The 16,702-nt window shown below is 68.2% G+C and carries 19 protein-coding genes; 4 read left to right on the top strand and 15 right to left on the bottom strand.

The window, feature by feature from the left end:
• Position 1 precedes the first annotated feature (1 nt).
• Genes LU671_RS13705 through LU671_RS13760 form a run of 12 tightly spaced genes read right to left on the bottom strand, consistent with a single transcriptional unit; the run spans position 2 to position 10,706 of the window.
• Positions 2–661, bottom strand: a complete 660-nt coding sequence (locus tag LU671_RS13705; protein WP_232855930.1) for a type II secretion system protein N — start codon at positions 659–661, stop codon at positions 2–4.
• Positions 658–1,044: a type II secretion system protein GspM gene (gene gspM / locus LU671_RS13710; protein WP_232855931.1), complete on the bottom strand. Its 387-nt coding sequence runs from the start codon at positions 1,042–1,044 to the stop codon at positions 658–660. The genes LU671_RS13705 and gspM overlap by 4 nt, the downstream gene beginning before the upstream one ends.
• Positions 1,041–2,102, bottom strand: coding sequence for a GspL/Epsl periplasmic domain-containing protein (locus LU671_RS13715; RefSeq protein ID WP_232855932.1), 1,062 nt, complete (start codon positions 2,100–2,102; stop codon positions 1,041–1,043). The genes gspM and LU671_RS13715 overlap by 4 nt, the downstream gene beginning before the upstream one ends.
• Positions 2,099–2,689, bottom strand: coding sequence for a prepilin-type N-terminal cleavage/methylation domain-containing protein (locus LU671_RS13720; RefSeq protein ID WP_232855933.1), 591 nt, complete (start codon positions 2,687–2,689; stop codon positions 2,099–2,101). Before LU671_RS13720 ends, LU671_RS13715 begins: the two co-directional genes overlap by 4 nt.
• The gene (locus tag LU671_RS13725) at positions 2,686–3,054 is read right to left on the bottom strand and encodes a type II secretion system protein (RefSeq protein ID WP_203651006.1); all 369 of its coding nucleotides are present in this window, start codon (positions 3,052–3,054) and stop codon (positions 2,686–2,688) included. The genes LU671_RS13720 and LU671_RS13725 overlap by 4 nt, the downstream gene beginning before the upstream one ends.
• Positions 3,051–3,593, bottom strand: a complete 543-nt coding sequence (gspH, locus tag LU671_RS13730; RefSeq protein ID WP_232855934.1) for a type II secretion system minor pseudopilin GspH — start codon at positions 3,591–3,593, stop codon at positions 3,051–3,053. Before gspH ends, LU671_RS13725 begins: the two co-directional genes overlap by 4 nt.
• Position 3,594: 1 nt before the next feature.
• Positions 3,595–4,029 (bottom strand): type II secretion system major pseudopilin GspG, encoded by a 435-nt coding sequence (gene gspG / locus LU671_RS13735; protein WP_028691608.1) that lies wholly within the window; start codon positions 4,027–4,029, stop codon positions 3,595–3,597.
• Between the two features lie 14 nt (positions 4,030–4,043).
• Positions 4,044–5,240 (bottom strand): type II secretion system inner membrane protein GspF, encoded by a 1,197-nt coding sequence (gene gspF / locus LU671_RS13740; RefSeq protein WP_232855935.1) that lies wholly within the window; start codon positions 5,238–5,240, stop codon positions 4,044–4,046.
• Between the two features lie 2 nt (positions 5,241–5,242).
• Positions 5,243–6,691 carry a GspE/PulE family protein gene (locus LU671_RS13745; protein WP_232855995.1) on the bottom strand — a complete coding sequence of 483 codons (1,449 nt, stop codon included), beginning with the start codon at positions 6,689–6,691 and terminating at the stop codon, positions 5,243–5,245.
• On the bottom strand, positions 6,691–8,643 hold the full coding sequence (gspD, locus tag LU671_RS13750) for a type II secretion system secretin GspD (RefSeq protein WP_203650996.1): 1,953 nt from the start codon (positions 8,641–8,643) through the stop codon (positions 6,691–6,693). Before gspD ends, LU671_RS13745 begins: the two co-directional genes overlap by 1 nt.
• Positions 8,644–8,646: 3 nt before the next feature.
• Positions 8,647–9,066 (bottom strand): pilus assembly protein PilZ, encoded by a 420-nt coding sequence (locus LU671_RS13755; RefSeq protein ID WP_203650992.1) that lies wholly within the window; start codon positions 9,064–9,066, stop codon positions 8,647–8,649.
• Positions 9,063–10,706, bottom strand: coding sequence for a lipoprotein UxpA (locus LU671_RS13760; protein ID WP_232855936.1), 1,644 nt, complete (start codon positions 10,704–10,706; stop codon positions 9,063–9,065). The genes LU671_RS13755 and LU671_RS13760 overlap by 4 nt, the downstream gene beginning before the upstream one ends.
• A gap of 219 nt (positions 10,707–10,925) precedes the next feature.
• On the opposite strand from LU671_RS13760, the gene LU671_RS13765 reads away from it, so the two are divergent.
• A complete protein-coding gene (locus tag LU671_RS13765; RefSeq protein ID WP_203650988.1) occupies positions 10,926–12,971 on the top strand; it encodes a PhoX family protein in 2,046 nt (681 codons plus the stop codon).
• A gap of 364 nt (positions 12,972–13,335) precedes the next feature.
• On the opposite strand, the gene gspK is transcribed toward LU671_RS13765, so the two are convergent.
• Positions 13,336–14,301, bottom strand: a complete 966-nt coding sequence (gspK, locus tag LU671_RS13770) for a type II secretion system minor pseudopilin GspK (protein WP_232855937.1) — start codon at positions 14,299–14,301, stop codon at positions 13,336–13,338.
• 136 nt (positions 14,302–14,437) lie between these two features.
• Between gspK and tatA the strand changes: the two genes are divergently transcribed.
• Genes tatA through tatC form a run of 3 tightly spaced genes read left to right on the top strand, consistent with a single transcriptional unit; the run spans position 14,438 to position 15,677 of the window.
• Positions 14,438–14,656 (top strand): twin-arginine translocase TatA/TatE family subunit, encoded by a 219-nt coding sequence (gene tatA, locus LU671_RS13775; RefSeq protein ID WP_062574996.1) that lies wholly within the window; start codon positions 14,438–14,440, stop codon positions 14,654–14,656.
• Complete coding sequence (gene tatB, locus LU671_RS13780) at positions 14,656–14,943, top strand: Sec-independent protein translocase protein TatB (protein WP_232855938.1); 288 nt, start codon at positions 14,656–14,658, stop codon at positions 14,941–14,943. Before tatA ends, tatB begins: the two co-directional genes overlap by 1 nt.
• Positions 14,943–15,677: a twin-arginine translocase subunit TatC gene (tatC, locus tag LU671_RS13785; protein WP_232855939.1), complete on the top strand. Its 735-nt coding sequence runs from the start codon at positions 14,943–14,945 to the stop codon at positions 15,675–15,677. Before tatB ends, tatC begins: the two co-directional genes overlap by 1 nt.
• Before the next feature lie 101 nt (positions 15,678–15,778).
• Here the strand turns inward: tatC and LU671_RS13790 are convergent, their stop codons facing one another.
• Together LU671_RS13790 and LU671_RS13795 are read right to left on the bottom strand one after the other, a co-directional pair.
• The gene (locus LU671_RS13790) at positions 15,779–16,018 is read right to left on the bottom strand and encodes a DUF3077 domain-containing protein (RefSeq protein WP_050704173.1); all 240 of its coding nucleotides are present in this window, start codon (positions 16,016–16,018) and stop codon (positions 15,779–15,781) included.
• Positions 16,015–16,254 (bottom strand): hypothetical protein, encoded by a 240-nt coding sequence (locus LU671_RS13795; protein WP_232855940.1) that lies wholly within the window; start codon positions 16,252–16,254, stop codon positions 16,015–16,017. The genes LU671_RS13790 and LU671_RS13795 overlap by 4 nt, the downstream gene beginning before the upstream one ends.
• Positions 16,255–16,702 lie beyond the last annotated feature (448 nt).

The following is a 16,702-nucleotide window of genomic DNA, read 5'->3' on the forward strand; positions in this document are numbered from 1 at the left end:
GCTACCAGCTCAGCCGGCGCTGCCCGACACGGTCTTGCGGCCCCAACCATTGCAGGCCGCGCAGCACCGGTGTCAGGCCGGCGTCAGCCGACATTGCGAAGTCGAGCTGCGCCCGCCGTGCCACCAGGTCGGCCTCCAGGCCAAGCTGGTGCTGACCTTGGCGAACCAGCCCCGCAGCCAGCCGCCAGCCCTGGCGGCAGTCCATTTCCAGCGTCCCCTGCCCCAATCCCAGGGACCACGGGGCGCTCAAGGCCAGATCGGCCACCGTGATCCGCCCTTCAGCGGCCAGGCAACGCTGCCCCGAGCCTTGCAGGCTGATGCCCCCTTGCCACTGCCCAGTCAGGCGGTATCCCAGGGCAGCGCTGGGCTGCGAGCCCACTGCCTGCAGCCCGGCCTGCCAACGCCACGGCCAGCCGCTCAGGCGCCCTTGCCAACCCTGGCCTTGAAAACCCAACCGCACCTGCAGGTCGCGCTGCCACGGTCGCCACGTCCATTGCACCGGGCCTGCCGCACCCAGCCGAACGGCCTGCCCTTGCCACAGGCTGCCGCTCACGCCCTCGGCCGGTAGCCCAACCCCCGCGACCAGCCAGCGTGCCGGCAGCTCGGTCAACAGTGTCAGGCAGAACACCAGGGCCACCCACAGCCCAGCCCGCCGGTTCATGGCCGCAGCCGCACGGTAAAGCGCAGCCCCTCGGTGTCTCGCTCCAGCCCCCACTGCAAAGGCTGCGCGCCATCATCGCGCAGGGCCTGCAACCAGCCTTGCAGCACCTGGGCATCGGCCACCTTGCCACGCGCCAGCCAACCTTCGTCCTCGGGCTGCACCTCGGCCAGCTCGATGCGTCGCGCCTGGGCCGACTGGTGCAACTCTTCCAGGGTCAATGCGGGTTGCTGTGCTGGCGCCGTCAGCGATTCGGCCAGCGCCCGCCACTGCGCCTGTTCGCGCCAGTAGGCGTTACCCTCGCGCAGCGCCAGCAGCACAACCAACAGCGCGACGGCGCCCCAGGCCAGCGATAACCGATGCTGCTGCAACCATTCGCGGTTCATGCTGCGCTCCCCAGGTCGAACACCACGCGACGCGCCTCGTCTTCCACCTGGACCTGCACGCCGATCGCCGTGGCCATGTCGTGCCAGGGCGCGACGTCGCCCTCGCCTTCCAGCTCCAGGTGCCAGCGCTGGCCGTCGTACCGCACCGCCCGCACCTGCCAGCCAGGGTGATCGCTCAACCAGGCATGGACCTGCGCCTGCACCGCGTCGAGCAGACGCAGGCGCACCTGGCTTTCACCGGCGTCGTCCCACAGGCGCTTGAGCGCCACCGCCGCCTGGCGTGGTGTCGCCTGGGGACCGGTCACCGCCAGCACCTGGGCGCGATAGACCTGGGCCTGTCGCCACTGTTGCGCGCACCACAGCCCGCCCCATGCCAAGGCAAGCGCCAGGCAGGCGACGGCCAGGCGCGATTGCCCGCCCTGCAAACGCGGGCGTGAGCGGGCACGTCGCGCCTCGAACACTCCCGGCAGGCCATCGAGCGGCGCCAGCACCTCTGGCCATGGGGCCTCGATGCATTCGGCGTCATCGGCCAGCCCGTCCAACGCCGGCGGCAGGCCGAGCGCCTGTGGCCAGGCCAACCAACGCGCCTGGCTTTTGTACAGGCTCGTCGTCCCTCGTCGCCAATGCCAACCCGCCGCGCCCACGCTGTCGGGCAGCAGCTGGAACTCAGCCCAGCAACGCTCCACCGGCAATGCCCAAGTGGCGCACTGAGCACGCCATTCGTCCAGCCTCGCCCGCGCCACCACCAGCAATTGCACCTGCCCCGCGTGACGCCCGATACAGGCACACAGCACCTCATCGACGCCTTGCAGCAAGCGGTCCTCGACCAGCAACGGCCACTCTTCGCGCTTGAGCCCGGGTGGCGCGGCCAGCTGGAAGTGGCTGCAATGCTCGCCGGGGACGATCAGGGCGACGCGCGCCTCGAGCCCTGGCGGTGGTTCCCCCAGTCCCTCGCGCACGGGGCGTCCCTGGATTACCAGCAGCCACTCCCAGACCTCGCCTGGGCGCAGCAGCAGCCAGGGTTGTGCCGGCGCCCGGCGGCGCCATTCAAGCTTCATGAGCGCCCCCAGGGCAGAACGAAGGTGCAGGTAAACGGTGCTCCATCACGCACTAGCTCCACGCGCACACCCCGCCCGGGGTGCGCCGGTTGTTCGGAAGGCCAGGCCAGCCAGCGGCCGGACTGGTGGTAGAGGATGTTCATCGCGCTGACCCGCTCCAGCCGTTCGCGCATCACCCACTGCGGGGCCGCGGCGGCATACAGGTCGGCCGAGGTTTCCAGCAGCAGGCGTTGTTCGCGGGGCTCGAAACGCAGGCGCTGGCGTTGCAGACGCGAGCCGCCCTCGGCCTGGGGCCAGGCTGCGGCGGCCACCCACAGCAACTGCTGGCGGTCGGGTTGCCAGTCGAGCCAGCGCGGCGCCAGCGGCAGGCGCTGTTCATACACACGGCGCAACACCGGGCTGTCGAAGCGCCGCTCCAGGGCCAGGCAGAAATCCAGCAAGCCGGTTTCGCGTACCTGTTCGTCGAGCCGCTCGCGCACCTTCAGCCAACCGTTGACCAGCGCCGACAGCATCACCCCGAGCAAGGCGGTGAGAGCCAGGGCCACCAGCAGCTCGATCAGGGTCATGCCCGCCTGGCGCCGCTTCATGGTCGCTCCAGGAACACGGTGTACTGCCCAAGCGGCAGGCGCTGGTCGCGGTCGGCATGCAGCAGCAACTCACCACGGCGCAGGTCGCGTACGCCGGTACGGCGCAGCTGCAGCTGCCAATGGCAGGCCTGCCCGCCCTCGACCAGCACGCCGCTGTCCTGGTTGGCCACCGGCCAGTACTGCTCGACCGCGAAACGTGCCTGCAGCTCGCGGGCGCACAGCAGGCCCAGGCGATGCTGCTGCACGGTGTCCTGCACAGCCAGGCGCTGGCGCAGGACCTGACTGGTGATCACCGCCAGGACCGCGGCGATGCCCAGGGCCACGCTCACTTCGAGCAAGGTGAACCCCCGTTGCCCGCGTTTCATGGCATCACGCTCACGCGCAACTGGCCACTGCGGTCCCAGTCCCAGCGCCGGCCGCCCTCGGCCCAGCGCCAGCGCACGGTGCCCGGGCGAGCCCAGCCATCGGGGGTGAACAGCAGCGCGGGCGTCTGGCTGGCCGGCCAGTCCGGGCGCAGGCCCTTGGGCCAATCGCCCAAGGCCACGGTTTCCACCTGCCATTGATCACCTTGGCGGCGCACGAACTCAGGTCGCTGGCCGTTCCAGCGAATCCCCCGCAGTTGCCCGGCATGACGTGCCAGGTCGGCCTGGGCCACGGTGGCGGCGGCCAGGCGGTCGAGGGTCTGGTCGACGCTGCTCCTTCCGCTGTCGAGCCAGGCCACCGCAAGGCTGGTCATCAGCGCGGCGATGGCCAGCACCACCAGCAGTTCGAGCAGGCTGAAGCCGCGCTGTTGGATCGCGACAGCGTGGGAGCGGGCTTGCCCCGCGATGGCGGTGGCATGGCCAACATTGCCATCGCGGGGCAAGCCCGCTCCCACGCAGTTGCGCTCATTTCGGGCAGGCATTTCAGAGCGCCCAATTGCCCAGGTCGGCATCGAGCCCTTCGCCGCCCGGCACGCCGTCGGCCCCCAGCGAATAGACATCGACCCGGCCATGCTCACCGGGCATGCGGTACTGGTACGGCGTGCCCCACGGATCCTCCGGCAGGCGACGGATATAGCCGTCGCTACGCCAGCTGCGCGGCAGCGGTTCCTGGGTCGGTTTCTTCGCCAGCGCCGCCAGGCCCTGCTCGTTGCTGGGGAAACGCAGGTTGTCCAGGCGGTACATGTCCAGCGCCTGCTCCAGGGTCGCAAGGTCGGCCATGACCTTCTGCTTCATAGCCTTGTCCTGGTTGCCCAGCACGCTGGGCGCGACCACGGCGATCAGCAGGCCGATGATGAAGATCACCACCATGATTTCCATCAGCGTGAAGCCACCTTGGCGGTTGCGTCGTTGTTGCATGAAAGGTCTCCTTGTCACAGTTGCAATCCCTGGTTGAGCTGCATGATCGGCAGCAGCACCGCCAGCACGATGAACAGCACCACCGCGCCCATCACCAGAATCATCAGAGGTTCGAACAGCGCCATGGCGGTGTCTACCTGGCGGGCGAAGCCACGTTCCTGGTCATCGGCCACCCGCTCGAGCATGTCGGCCAGGGTGCCGCTGGCCTCGCCGCTGCCAACCATGTTCACCAGCAGCGGCGGAAACTGGCCGGCGCCGTCCAGCGCGCGGTGCAGGCTGGTACCACCCTGCACCTGCTGGCGGACCTGCTCCATGGCGGCACGAATACGCAGGTTGCCGACCGTCTCGGTGGCCACCTGCAGGGCTTCGAGCAGGGCCACGCCACTGCCGGAGAGAATCGCCAGGCTGCGCGCCAGGCGCGCGCTTTCCAGCACCTGCAGCAGCGCGCCGACACGCGGCAGGCGCAGCAGCAGGTCGTCGCGACGCAGGCGCCAGTGCGGCTTGCGCAGCAGCCAGCCGCCAGCCACGGTCAGGCCGATCGCCAGCGCCAGCAGGTACGGCCCGGCATGGACCAGCCCCTGGCTGATGCCGATCAGCAGCGAGGTAATCAACGGCAGGCTCTGCCCGGAATGGGCGAACTGCTCGGTGAGCTTGGGCACCACGAAGGTCATCAGGCCGACCACCACCGCCAGCGACACGCCCATCAGCACCGCCGGGTAGATCAGCGCAGTGCGGGCCTTGTGACGCTGGCGCTGGACCTGCTCCAGGTGATCGGCCAGGCGCGCCAGCACCTGGCCCAGGCGCCCGGAGCGCTCGCCGGCCTCGACCAGCGCGCAGTAAAGCCCGGTGAACGGCGCGCCCTGGCGAGCCAGACTGCGGGCCAGTCCCAGGCCTTCGGCGAGGGAACCACGCAGGGTCACCAGCACCGCATGCAGGGCCGGCTGGCGCAGCTGCCGCTCCAGGGTGGCCAGGGCATCGACCAGTGGAATGCCGGCACCGACCAAGGTCGCCAGCTGCCGGGTCAGCTCGCACAGCTGGGCGCGGGTCAGGCGCTGGCGGCGGGGTTGTGCGCTGTCGTGGCGCTGCAGCTGCCGGGCGAACAGGCCCTGCTCACGCAGCAACTGGCGCGCATGCCGCTCGCTATCGGCCTGCACGCTGGCCTTGTGCGCCTTGCCGGCAAGATCCACGGCCTGGTAGCGATAGGTCGGCATGCTCAGCCCTGCACCACGCGCAGCACTTCGGCCAAGCTGGTCTCGCCACGGGCCAGGCAGTCGCGGGCCTCAGCCACCAGGCTCTGCCGGCGGCCATCCAGGTAGGCCTGCATGGCCAGTTCACTCTCGCCGTCATAGAGCAAGGCGACCAGCCCGGCATCCAGTTCGATGAACTCGTACAGCCCCAGCCGGCCGACATAGCCGCTGCCCTGGCAGTGCTCGCAGCCGACCGGGTGATAGCTCTCGCGCAGGCTGCCCAGCTCCGGCCACAGTTCGCGCTCGGCGCCTTGCAGCGGCTGGGCCACCGCGCAGGCACACAGCCGCCGCACCAGGCGCTGGGCCAGTACGCCGCGCAGGCACGAGGCGATCAGGAAGGGTTCGATGCCCATGTCGCGCAGGCGGGTCACCGCGCCCACGGCGCTGTTGGTGTGCAGGGTGGACAGCACCAGGTGACCGGTGAGGCTGGCCTGCACGGCAATCTGCGCGGTTTCCTGGTCGCGGATTTCGCCGAGCATGATCACGTCCGGGTCCTGGCGCAGGATTGCGCGCAGGCCGCTGGCGAAGGTCAGCCCGGCGCGGGGGTTGATGGCGGTCTGGCCGATGCCGGCGATGGCGTACTCGACCGGATCCTCGACGGTGAGGATGTTGCGGCTGCCGTCGTTCAGACTGTTGAGGCTGGCGTACAGCGTGGTGGTCTTGCCCGAGCCGGTCGGGCCGGTGGACAGCACGATGCCGTTGGACCGCGCCAGGCATGAGCGCAAGCCGCGCAGCACGGCGGCGGGCATGCCCAGGTTGTCCAGCGCCAGCAGGCTGGCCTGCTTGTCGAGCACGCGCATCACCACCCGCTCGCCATGGATCCCGGGCAGGGTCGAGACCCGCACATCCACCTCGCGCCCGGCCGCGCGCAGGGTGATGCGGCCGTCCTGGGGCTGGCGCTTCTCGGCGATGTCCAGCCGGGCCATGACCTTGATCCGCGACACCAGCATCGCCGACAGCGCCCGGGGCGGGCGCAGCACTTCGCGCAGGTGGCCGTCGACGCGCAGGCGCACCACCAGGCTCTGCTCGAAGGTCTCGATATGGATGTCCGAGGCGCGCAGGCGCAGGGCCTGGCCGAACAGGCCGTTGATCAGGCGGATCACCGGGGCTTCGTCATCGCTTTCCAACAGGTCCTCGATGCGCGGCATCTCGCTCATCAGGCTGTCCAGGTCGACCTGCTCGCCGATGCCTTCGATCAAGGCCTCGTTCGCCGCCTCGCCGGCCTGGTAGAGCTGGCCGAGCCGCTCGTCGAAGTTCGCGCTGTCGAGGTGCTCGACGCCCACCGGCTGGCCATGCACGCGCAGCAGCTCCTGCAACTGGTCGCTGTCGGCGTCGCTGCGCAGCCACAGCTGCCAGCCGCCTTCGGTCGGCGCCATGGCCACGCCGCTCTGGCGCGCCAGGCGATAGGGCAGCATCACCAGTCACCGCCTTCGAGGCGTGCCCGGCTGGAGGGAAACACCTGCAGCAGCGGCAGGCCTTCGGCCAGAGCCGGCAGCTTGAGCGGGGTGTTCTGTTGCAGGCTCTGGTACTTCTGCTGGCTCAGCCCGGCCAGGCTCTCGCCGTCGCGCAGGATGCGCGGGCGGATGAACACCATCAGGTTCTGCTTGGTGTTCTTGCTGGCGTCGGAGCGGAACAGCCGGCCCAGGTAGGGAATGTCGCCGAGCAGCGGCACGCGCTGGTTGCTGGTGGAGAGCTCGTCGCTGATCAACCCCCCGAGGATCACCAGGCCGTTGTCCTCGACCATCACCTTGGTCTTGATCTCGCGCTTGTTGGTGATCACGTCGCTGGCGGCGCTGGAGTCGGCGATCGACGACACCTCCTGGACGATGTCCAGGCGCACGCTGTTGTCGACATTGACCTGCGGCTTGATGCGCAGCTTCACCCCCACCTCCTTGCGCTCGATGGTCTGGTAGGGGTTGGCGTTGTTCTGGGTGACGGAACCGGTGACGAACGGCACTTCCTGGCCGACCAGGATCGACGCCTCGGCGTTGTCCAGGGTCAGCAGGGTCGGCGTGGACAGCAGGTTGAAGCCGCTCTTGCCCTTGAGCGCGTTGACCAGCATGGCGAAGTTGAAGCCGCCGCCGATATGGCCGATGCCGGCGGTGGCGCCGGTGGTGGCCGACAGCAGCTTGCCGAGTTTTTCGTTGTCGCCGCTGCTGGCAGCCCCGGCGATGCTGGCGATGTTCACCCCGTTGCCGCCGAAGTTGACGATGCCGGCGCCGAACTTCTCGTCGGCGAACAACCACTGCACGCCCAGCTCCTGGGCGCTGCTGTCGGACACCTCGGCGATGATCGCCTCGACCACCACCTGCGCCCGGCGGATGTCCAGCTGCTCGACGATGCTGCGGAAGGCGGCCAGCTCGCTGTCCGGGCCGACCATGACCACGGCGTTGGTGCCCTCCTCGTATTCCAGGCGGATCCCCGAATCGCTGGCCGCCGGCACCGGCGCCGCGTCCTTGCCCTCGCCTTCGGCGGCCGGTACCGCGCCGGCCTGGCTCAGGCCGCGCAACACCTTGACCACCTCGGCGGCGTTGGCATGGCGCAGGTACATGACCTGGGTATTGCTGCTGCGCAGGTTGTCGCCGGGCCGGTCGAGCTGGGCCAGCAAGGCCCGCACCCGCTCGCGGCTGTCGGCGCTGCCGCGTACCAGCAAGGCGTTGCTGCGCGGATCGGCGACCACCTGGGCGGCATCGCCGCCCTGCTCGCGGGCCAGCAGGCGGGTCACCAGGCCCGCGGTGTCGGCGGCGCTGGCGTGCTTGAGCGGGATGACCTGCAACGGCTCGTCGCTGACCTGGTCGAGCTGGCGCAGCAGGCTGTCGATGCGCTCCAGGTTGCTGCGCCAGTCGGTGACCACCAGCAGGTTGGCGGCCGGGTACGGCGTGATCACGCCGACCCGTGGGTCGATCAGCGGCTTGAGGATGCCGAGCATCTGCTCACTGGCGGCGTTGCGTACGTTGAACACGCGGGTGGCGACGCCATCGCTGCCCTCGGACTTCTTGCCGGCGCTCTCCACCGGCACCGGCTCCAGGCGCGCGGCCTGGTCGGGGACGATTTTCACGCTGCCATTGGGCAGGTCCACGGCGGCGAAGCCCTGGGCCCGCAGCTGGGCCAGGAAGATATCGTAGATGGCGTCGGCGTCATGCCGATCGACCGTGCGCACGGTGACCTTGCCCTGCACCCGCGGGTCGACGATGAAGGTGGTGCCGGTGATGCGTGACACACTGTTGATGAACTCACCGAGCTCGGTGTCGACGAAATTGACCTCGTACAGCGGCGTGCCGTCGTCGGCGAACACTTCCGGCTCTTCGGCCCGGGCCAGGGACATGCCGAGCATCAGCAGCCCGGCCAGACAGTACCTTGCGATCATCATTCATCCTTGGCGCTTGAAGCCGGTCACGGCGGGGCGTGGCGGCCAGGGCAGGCGCTCGCGCCGGCCGTTGTTGTCGAAGATCAGGCCATCGACGTCGATGTCCTGCAGCACGATGCCCGGCGCCAGGCGCTGGCCACGGCCGAGGGTGCGCACCTGCTGGCCGTGGCGCAGCACCACCACGCTGGCCGATAGCGGCTGGGCCTTGAGCCCGCCCAGGTAAGCCAGGGGCAGGCGGGTGATGGGAATACTTCCGTCATCGACGGGGGCTTGCCAGTGCTCCACCAGCAGGCCCGGCAGCGCGACATCCGCCTGAACCGGTGCGCTGGCCGGCAGCGGCTGGCGGCTGAGCAGCAGCACGCATTGCGCCGCCAGCCAGCCGGCCAGGCTCAGCAAGGCGAAGGTGGCCAGGCGCGAAGTCACGCCGCCACCTGGTGCGGGTGCCAGCCCGGATGGCCCTGGACGTAGCGCACCGCCGGCAATTGCAGTGTTGCCAGCGCCCAGCCCGGCGTCTGCCGGGTCAGCCAGGCTTCCAGGGTCTGCCACAGCGGTACACCGGCCTGGGCGTCGAAGTGCAGGCCGAAGGTGCGGCACAGGCCCTCGACCGGTTGCAGGCCGATGATGCGCTTGCCGTTGGGGCTGTAGCTCACCTGCCAGCCCTGGCTTTGCCAACGCGGCAGGTCCTGGCTGTTGTCCAGCAGCAGCGGGTCGCCGAACAGTTGCTCGGCGGCGTTCTCCAGCACCTGTTCGACCTGACGCGCCGGGGCTTCGACTACCGGCGCGGGGTAGCCGCCGGTGAGGCTGATCAGGTGTTCGCGGGTAATCGGCTCGCCCGCTTGCAGCGGGTAGTCGTAACGCAGGCCGGGCAGCAGCACCGGCATGCTCGAATCGTCGGCCAGGGCCTGGTGCAGCAATCGGTCCCAGCTGCCGCCACGGGTATCGCGGCGCCACAGCGCCTCGGGGGCACGGGCCAGGGGCTGGTCGAGCCAGGCGGCATGGCCGCTGCGCTGGCGTTGCAGCTCGCCGCGCAGCTGGCTGGCGCGGGCCTGGGCTTGCGGCCCGAGGCTGTGCTCGAAGGCCGGGAAGAACCGCGCCTCGAACTGCCACTGGCCACCGGCCTGGCGGCACCGCAGGCGAAACGCGCCGCTGGCCCGGCAGCCGGCGAACAGCACCGGCACCCGCCGGCCACTGGCCTGGCTCGCCAGTACCGGCGCGGGCCACAGGTCCTGGCCGCGGGCGCACAGCAGCACATCCACTTCCGGCACCCGCTCGGCCAGCCACAGTCCGGGGCCGGTACCGACATCCGCCAGCGCCACCACCAGGTCGGCCTCGCGCCGGGCCTGCTGGAAGCTTGGTTGCAGCGACTGGTACCACTGTTTCAGCGAGGCTTTCTGGTCCTGGGCGTAAGGGTCGGTGACACCCACCACCGCAATGCGCACGCCGCCGCGCTGGAACACCTTGACGCCTTCGACGCCCAGCGCCTTGGCCTGGGTGTCGGCAAGGCCGGCGCCGAGGGTAATAGAGGAAGACTGGCGATAGAGCCCGGCGCTGCGCTGCGGCCACAGCACCCGCTCGTCGCTGCTGACCCGCACCTCGCTGCCGAGCAACTGGCTGCCCTGCACGCCGCTCTCGCCCTGGGTGAGGTAGGCCAGGCCGCTGCCGTTCCAGCACTGGCCGTTCTCCAGGGTCAGGCACTGCTCGCTGCCGGCTTCGACGCGCAATTGCTCGAGCAACGCCGCGAGTACCGCGTAACCACCGGTACGGGCTTGCCCGCTGAGGCCGGCGTCGAGCAACGGCGCCAGTTCCGGCTGCCCGGCACTGGCATTGGGCCCACTCATCCACGGCGCGCGGCCCAGGTGGCTCACCGGCCCCAGGCGGGTGGCCGGCACCACGGCCTGGCCCGGCTGGCGGGCATCGAGGGTGTCGGCCACATACAGCAGGTCCAGCGCCCGGTCGCTGCCGCCACGCGGCCCCGGTAGCGCGGAACAGGCGCCGAGCAACGGCGCCAGCGCACCGACGCCCATCCACCCGATCACCTCGCGCCTGCCCACACTGCTTGCCATCGACTCCGCCATCCCTGTTCACGTTGGGCTCCGGATATTGCGGCGTTGGCGTGACAGTTTGATGGCAGAAATCCGCTGCTAATTCCAAAACAGACTTGATTAGGCCTTTAGTAATAGCAGCGCGTTTTAAACGCCCTTTAACATTTCTGCCAATCAATCGACATACTTGCCGTCTACAGTCGCGGTTTCCTTCAACTCAGCTAATAAAAGGACACCCTGATGAGTCGAGATACCGGCGATAACCTGGACCGGAACCTGAGCGGCAACCTGCCGATGGCCAGTGTCATGGACACCTACCTGAGCCGTCGCGCCGTGGTGCGCGGCAGCCTCGGCGCCGCCATCGCCATGATCGCCGGCACCGGCCTGACCGGTTGCTTCGACGGCGGCGGCGGTTCCGACAACGACGATCCGGCGCCCCAGCCGGAGAAACCGAAACTCAAGCTGGGCTTCAATTCAATCCCAGGCTCGCGCACCGATGCCTGCGTGGTCGCCGCCGGCTACAGCGCCTATGTGCTGGCGCCCTGGGGCACGCCGCTGAACGCCACCGCCAACCCATGGAAGGCCGACGGCAGCAACACCTCCACCGACCAGGCCAACGCCATGGGCATGCACCATGACGGCATGCACTTCTTCCCCATCAACGGCAGCTCCAGCGATGGCCTGCTGGCGATCAACTTCGAGTACATCGACACCGCCGCCCTGCACCCGGCCGGCCCTACCACCGTCGCCGGCAAGCGCCCGGTCGAGGAGGTGCGCAAGGAGATCAACGCCCATGGCGCGGGCGTGGTGCGTATCAGCAAGGTCGCCGGGCGCTGGCAGGTGGTCGACAACGACCCGCTCAACCGCCGCTTCACCACCGTCTCGCTGATGGACATTGCCGGCCCCCTGCGCGGCACCGACCACGTCAAGACCAAGTTCTCGCCCACCGGCACCCAGTGCCGCGGCACCAACAACAACTGCGGCAACGGCTACACCCCGTGGGGCACCTACCTGACCTGCGAAGAGAACTGGCCCGGCATCTTCGTCAACAAGGGCACGCGCCCGGCCAACCAGGTGCGTATCGGCGTCGCCACCAGCAGCGGCCAGTACAAATGGGAAACCGCGGCCGGTGACGCCAGCGAAGTGGCCGGCGAGTTCGCCCGCTTCGACATCACCCCCACCGGCGCCAGCGCCACCGACGACTTCCGCAACGAAGCCAGCACCTACGGCTACATCGTCGAGATCGACCCGTACACCAGCAACACCCTGGCAGTGAAACGCACCGCTCTGGGCCGTTTCCGCCACGAAGGCTGCTGCCCGGGCCTGCCGGTGGCCGGCAAGCCGCTGGTCTGGTACACCGGCGACGATTCCAACAACGAGTACCTGTACAAGTTCGTCTCCGACGCGCTATGGGACCCGGCTGACGCCAACCCGGCCGACCGCCTGGCCACCGGCGCCAAGTACCTGGACAAGGGCAAGCTCTACGTGGCCCGCTTCGACGCCAACGGCACCGGCGCCTGGCTGCTGCTCGACGTCGCCACCCCGACCACCGGCGGCAGCACCCTCGGCGCGCTGTTCACCGATTTGCCAGGCATCATCCTCAACACCCGTGGCGCCGCCGACGCCGTGGGCGCCACGCCCATGGACCGCCCGGAGTGGACCGCCGTCAACCCGCTCAACGGCGACGTCTACCTGACCCTGACCAACAACAGCGCGCGCACCGCCGCCAAGGTCGACGCGGCCAACCCGCGCGGCCCGAACCGCCATGGCCACATCATCCGTTGGCACGACAGCGACGACCACAAGACCTTCACCTGGGACATCTTCGTGTTCGGCGCCAACGCCGCCGGCGCCCCGGACATCAACCGCTCGGGCCTGACCGAACTGAACCAGTTCGCCAGCCCCGACGGCATGAGCTTCGATAGCCGCGGCGTGCTGTGGTTCGAGACCGACAACGGCGAGGCTACCCTGACCAGCTACACCAACGACCAGCTGCTGGCGGTGATCCCCACCGACCTTGTGGACGCCAACGGCAAGCAGATCCCGGTCAACGCCACCAACCAGGCGGCCCTGCGCCGCTTCTTCGTCGGGCCGAACGGTTGCGAGGTGACGGGCATCGCCTTCACCCCGGACAACAAGACGATGTTCGTCAACATCCAGCACCCGGACAACTGGCCGACCACCGACAAGGCCACCGATGTCACGCCGACCGGCACCTCGGTGCGGCCACGGGCTTCGACGGTGGTGATCCAGCGTAACGATGGCGGGGAGATCGGTACGGCCTGATCGATCAGCTTTAGCCTCACGCCGCTCCCACAAGGACTTGCATACTCCTTGTAGGAGCGGCCTTGTGCCGCGAATGGGCTGCGCAGCAGCCCCGACGAATGCAGCGTCAACACCGAACCCTGGGGCCGCTGCGCGCCCCATTCGCGGCACAAGGCCGCTCTCATGGCACAAAACATAATTCTTTGATTTGACTGGAGCAGCGTGGGAGCGGGCTTGCCCCGCGATGCGGCGTTTGGCACCGGCTTCGCCTGTGATCGCGGGGCAAGCCCGCTCCCACGCTGGAACCCTGTTCCCTGCGCGACAGCGCAGCCAGGAAGGGCTGCGTAATCTCCTACAGAGGTTGCTTATAGCCTGTGATTGTCTGCTACCAGGCCACCGCCTCCCGCCCCCTGACCCGCACCTGCTGCGCCGGCACCCGCGCGTGCCATTGCACCACGCCCAGCGCCTCGATCTGGAACTGGCTGCGCAGCGTGCGCCCTTCTTCCTCGAACGACAACTGCAGCACGAAATGGCCGCTGTTGAGCAACAACCCTTCGCTTAACCGGGCGAAGGTCTCGTCATCCACCGCCCCCAGCGCCTGGCGCAATGCCGCGGCATCCACGTACCCCGCCGCCGGGCGGCCGCTGATGATGCGGCTGAGCATCGAACGGGAAAACTGCCCCTCGTACAAGGCCTCCAGCAACGGCAGGTGCTCCAGCCCCAGGGCGTTGGCATTGAGTCGCCAGCCGCCGGTCGATGGCAGTGCGCAGAGCATTCGGTAGCGGCCTTGCCGGCCACTGTCGGGCTCCAGCAGCAGGTTGAGTTCACTGGTGTCGAGCATCGGCTGGTTGGCCGCCAACCGGGGTGGCTGCTGGCGCAGATACTGGGCACTCTCGGCCCCTTGCAAGCGGGCATCGCTGTCGGCGTCCAACCAGTCGGCCAGGGCATCGACCAACCGCTCGGCGGCCATGTCGTCACCCAGCAGGTGGCGCAACTGGCGTTCGGCCCGTGGGCCGTCCTCACCCAACAGGGCATTGACGTTGAAGCAACCGTGCTGGTCGATCACCCGCAGTTGCGCCTTGCCGGCGCCGAAGTCGTAGGCCAGCGGCTGCCCGCGCAGGGCCTGCCAGAACAGCGGGCTGGCCCGCCAGGCCGGATCGCGCAGGGCCTGGGAGGCATAGGCCAGCCCAGCCTGCTCCATGGCCCGTACCTGCACCCGCTGGTGCAGCAGGCGCACCTCATCCACCTGGCGCCGGCCATCCTCCACCAGCCAGGCCAGCCCCGCCGCGAGCATCGCCAGTACCACCAACACCATCAGCAGTGCCGCGCCCTGTTGTCGCCTGCGCCCCATCCCTGTCTTCCTGTGGCCGCTGAAAAGCGCCAGTCAACACGCCCGTTGTTGCAGTCAGATGGCAGTCATGTGCCCGTCATCTGCGCAGGGCAGGATTGGCCTTCCTTTTTCTTTGACCTGACAGGAGTGGTCTTACATGGGTGGCATCGGAATCTGGCAATTGGTGATCGTGCTGTTGATCGTCTTCCTGCTGTTCGGCACCAAGCGTCTCAAGGGGCTCGGCAGCGATGTCGGTGAAGCGATCCAGGGCTTTCGCAAGTCCATGGGCGGTACTGCCGACAATGGCGTCGAGCAGCAACCCCAGGTGCTGAACAATCAGCCGGTACAGCAGGCGCAGACGGATCGCCAGGCCTGATGTTCGAGATAGGCTTCACCGAACTGCTGCTGGTCGGCATCGTCGCCCTGCTGGTGCTCGGCCCCGAGCGCCTGCCGGTGGCGGCGCGTACCCTCGGCCGTGGGCTGGGCCAGGCGCGGCGGGCGTTGAATGCGCTGAAGGCGCAGGTGGAGCGGGAGATCGACATACCCGCCCTGGATGCCGTGCCGTTGCAGCGCCTGGAACAAGAGATCCGCCAGGGTATCCAGCTCGACGCGACGCCGGCCAATGATGCGACTCCGGTCGCCCACGCCAAGGAGAGCGCCTGATGTCCCTCGCCCTCGAACAGGCGGCGCGCATGCCGCTGACCGACCACCTGCGCGACCTGCGCAAGCGCCTGGTGCGTTGCCTGCTGGTGGTCGCGCTGGTGTTCTGCGGCTTGTTCCCCTTCGCCCAGACGCTGTACACGCAGATCTCCGAACCGCTGCGCCGCTACCTGCCCGAAGGCGCCAGCATGATCGCCACCAGCGTCACCTCGCCGTTCCTCACGCCGTTCAAGCTGACGGCGATGTGCGCGCTGTTCGTCGCCATGCCGCTGTTGCTGCATCAGGCCTGGGGTTTCATCGCCCCGGGGCTGTACCGCCGCGAGCGACGCATCGCCCTGCCGCTGCTGGTGTCGAGCATCGTGCTGTTCTATGGCGGCATGGCGTTCGCGTTCTTCCTGGTGTTCCCGATGATGTTCGGCTTCTTCGCCAGCGTGACCCCCGACGGGGTAGCGATGATGACCGACATCGGCTTGTACCTGGACTTCATCATGGCGCTGTTCCTGGCGTTCGGCCTGGCCTTCGAGATCCCGGTGGCGACCTTCATCGTGGTCTGGGCAGGGTTGACCGACGTGGCCACGCTGCGGCGCAGCCGGCCCTATGTGATCGTCGGGTGTTTCGTGGTGGGGATGATCCTGACGCCGCCGGATGTGTTTTCCCAGACCATGCTGGCAGTGCCGATGTGGGTGCTGTTCGAGGTGGGGTTGCTGGCGTGTGGGTTGGTGCGCCGGGCGGTCTAACACTGTACCGGCCCTATCGCGGGGCAAGCCCGCTCCCACGCCAATCGCACATTTGCACACTCTGCGTGGGAGCGGGCTTGCCCCGCGATAGGGCCATCGGCTCAACCGGAACGGTTCAACCCCACCTCCATGTCATCGATCAACGCCTTGGCCATGGCACTGAGGATCCGCGCCGAGCTGCCGGCCAACAGGTCACCCTCCATTTCCGCCTCGCAGGTCAGGTGGCGGATGCAGCCGAGCAGCACCGACAACTCGCTGAAGGCGTCCTCGAAGGAAACACCCGGCTCGACCTTGAACAGGTCCAGGCAGACCGTACGGCCTGCGGTATGGCCACGAGTCATGGTCGGGCCTCCGGTTTGTGTTCGAGCAGGGCGCAGGCCAGTTGGCCTAGGTAGTCGCTGGCGGTGAACAGGCGGTCCTGAACTTCACCGGGTTCGGTCTGGAAGTAGATATCGAGCACATCGGAGATGGCGGTGGCTACCTCGACAGCAGCGGCCATCGCCTCCTCGCGGGTGAGCGTGGAACGGATACTGATGAAGGGTGCGAGACGGGGTGGATCGGGGACGATTTTTTTCATAGGTCCAACTCTTGTGCGTTCCAAGGAAGCGCCATCCCATGGCAATTCTCACAAGACAAAGGGTGGCAGCCGTGAACGGGGTGAGAATCCGGGGCACAAGAAACCCGGTCAGACCGAAGTCTGCCCGTGCACGGCTGCCATGAAGGGACTGCCGAAAAACTTGTACTCCAGGATTCTCACACCCTGGTCACCAAATCTGGCGACCCGATGAAGTTATCCCTGGGGTATTTCCCCGACAACGCGGCGGCTTCCGGCAAGCGCGTAGGATAGTTCCCAAGCTTTGTTGGCTGAAGCATTTGGTTTCAGATTCGGAAATATCTGACAGTTCTTGAGATCGCTGGGGCTGTTTCACAGCCCTTTCGCGGCACAAGGCCGCTCCTACACAGGAGTACGCGCATCCCTGTAGGAGCGGCCTTGTGCCGCGAAAGGGGCGCAAAGCGCCCCCAGG

Origin of the sequence: Pseudomonas sp. NMI760_13 (assembly GCF_021283245.1) — a bacterium.
In the GTDB taxonomy this organism is placed as follows: Bacteria; Pseudomonadota; Gammaproteobacteria; order Pseudomonadales; family Pseudomonadaceae; genus Aquipseudomonas; species Aquipseudomonas peradeniyensis.